We start from the raw sequence: 1,304 nt of genomic DNA on the forward strand, positions 1-1,304 counted from the left end.
GATGGTGGTGTGGGGCTTGTCAGCCACGCTGGGCAACCTGGACCAGGCGATGCAAGCCCTGCTGGGCCCGGCCCGGGCCGAACAGGGCGTGCTGGTGCGCGGTGAGCAGCGCAAGCACATCGTCATCGATACCCTGTTGCCGCCGCAACCGGCGCGCTTTGCCTGGGCCGGCCACCTGGGCATCCAGATGCTGCCAGCCGTGGTGCAGGAGATCGCCTCCAGCAACAATACCCTGATCTTCACCAACACCCGCTCGCAAGCTGAACTCTGGTACCAGAACCTGCTGGCTGCACGCCCCGACTGGGCTGGCATCATCGCCCTGCACCACGGCTCGCTGGATCGCGCAGTGCGGGAGTGGGTCGAACAAGGCTTGCGCGACGGCCGCCTCAAGGCGGTGGTCTGCACCTCCAGCCTGGACCTGGGGGTGGACTTCACCCCGGTGGAGCGCGTGCTGCAGATCGGCAGTGCGCGCGGCGTGGCCCGCCTGCTGCAGCGTGCCGGCCGCTCCGGCCACGCGCCGGGCCGCAGTTCGCGCGCCACCCTGGTGCCGACCAACAGCCTGGAACTGGTCGAGGCCGCCGCCGCCCAGGATGCGGTGGCCGCCGGTCGAGTGGAGCACAGGCCGATCCCGGAGGCGCCCCTGGACGTGCTGGTGCAGCATCTGGTGACCATTGCCCTGGGCGGCGGTTTCCAGGCCGAAGCGCTGCTGGCCGAGGTACGCCAGGCCTGGTCCTATCGCGACCTGCGCCAGGATCAGTGGCAATGGGCACTGGACTTCGTCGTGCGTGGTGGCCAGAGCCTGACGGCCTATCCCGAATACCACCGCGTGCGCGCCGGCGCAGATGGGGTCTACCGGGTCGAGGTTGCGGCCATTGCGCGCCGGCATCGCATGAACATCGGCACCATCGTCGCCGACGCCAGCCTGCACGTGCAATACATGAAGGGCGGACGCATCGGCACCATCGAAGAAGGCTTCATTGCCCGCCTGCGGCCGGGTGACCGCTTCCTCTTCGGCGGACGGGTGCTGGAGTTCGTGCGGGTGCATGAGATGACCGCCTGGGTGCGTCGCAGCAACGCCGCCAGTGGTGCGGTTCCGCGCTGGCAAGGCGGGCGGATACCGCTGTCTTCGACCCTGGCCCACGCCGTGCTGGAGCGCCTGCAACAGGCCGAGCAAGCACGCTTCGAAGGCCCCGAGATGCAAGCCGTACAGCCACTGCTGGCGCTGCAGCACGCCTGGTCGGCCCTGCCCACCAGCCAGCGGCTGGTGCTGGAAACCCTCAAGAGCCGCGAAGGCTATCACTGTC

At 69.0% G+C, this 1,304-nt stretch carries 1 protein-coding gene; it reads left to right on the top strand.

Annotation, left to right across the window (positions count from 1 at the left end; translation table 11 throughout):
* Positions 1-1,304, top strand: a 1,304-nt coding sequence (locus tag I5W_RS07215) for a helicase-related protein (RefSeq protein ID WP_044528724.1), incomplete at both ends; no start/stop codon positions are given.

The sequence above is a fragment of the Herbaspirillum sp. B65 genome, assembly GCF_000333555.1.
Taxonomy (GTDB): Bacteria; Pseudomonadota; Gammaproteobacteria; order Burkholderiales; family Burkholderiaceae_D; genus Herbaspirillum; species Herbaspirillum rubrisubalbicans.